Below are 1,077 nucleotides of genomic sequence, written 5' to 3'. Positions count from 1 at the left end.
CCCGCCCGGGGTGGGCAAGGCCACGCTGGTGCGGTCGGTCGCCGGCGACCGACGACTGGAGGTGCTCGACGGCCCGTCCGTGGGGTCCCTGGACCCGGCGGGCCGACTCGAAGCCGTCCGGGCCGCCGCCGAGCGGACCCGGGAGAACGGCGGGATCCTGCTCGTCACCGATGTGGACGCGCTGCTGCCCGCGCAAACCGAGCCGGTCTCCACCCTGGTGCTGGACCGGTTGCGCTCCGTCGTCGCGCATCCGGGCTCGGTACTGGTGGCCACGTGTGTTCGCCCGGAGGACGCCGACGCCCGGCTCAGGGAGCCCGACGTCTGCGATCGCGTCCTGGACCTGCCACTACCCGGCTCCGCGGATCGTGCCGCACTGCTCGGGGTACTGCTGCGGGACGTGCCCTCGGGAGAGCTGGACCTGCCCGCGGTGGCGGATCGGACCCCCGGCTACGTCGCGGGGGACCTTCGGGCACTGACCCGTGAGGCCGCGCTGCGAGCTGCCGGCCGCGCCGCGGGCAACGGCAACGGCAACGGTATACATGGCGACCGCGGCGCGGACGACGAGGCTGTCACCGCCCGCCTGGAGCAGGACGACCTCATGGGCGCCATCGCCGTGATCCGGCCGCTGTCCCGCTCGGGGACCGAGGAGCTGAGCCTGGGATCGATCACCCTCGACGACGTCGGCGACATGGAGGAGGTGCGCCAGGCCCTCACCGAGACGGTCCTGTGGCCGCTCCAGCACCGCGACTCGTTCGAGCGTCTGGGGGTGCAGCCCCCGCGGGGCGTCCTGCTCTACGGCCCTCCCGGCTGCGGGAAGACCTTCGTCGTCCGCGCGCTGGCGGCGAGCGGCCGGCTGACGGTGCACATGGTCAAGGGCGCCGAGCTCATGGACAAGTGGGTCGGCTCGTCGGAGAAGGCGGTGCGGGATCTGTTCCGCAAGGCCCGGGACTCGGCCCCGTCGCTGGTGTTCCTCGACGAGATCGACGCCCTCGCTCCCCGCCGCGGCCAGTCCGGGGACTCCGGGGTCGGGGACCGCGTGGTGGCGGCGTTGCTCACCGAGCTCGACGGCGCCGAGCC

General features: G+C 74.0%; 1 protein-coding gene. It reads left to right on the top strand.

Translation table 11 applies throughout. The features are described 5' to 3' along the window. On the top strand, positions 1–1,077 hold a 1,077-nt coding region (locus G6017_RS14590), incomplete at both ends, for an AAA family ATPase (RefSeq protein WP_182618005.1).

The organism is Dietzia sp. B44, assembly GCF_014145245.1.
Lineage (GTDB): Bacteria > Actinomycetota > Actinomycetes > Mycobacteriales > Mycobacteriaceae > Dietzia > Dietzia natronolimnaea.
Note: the sequence above shows the minus strand (reverse complement) of the source record. Positions and strands in the feature narration are given on the sequence as shown.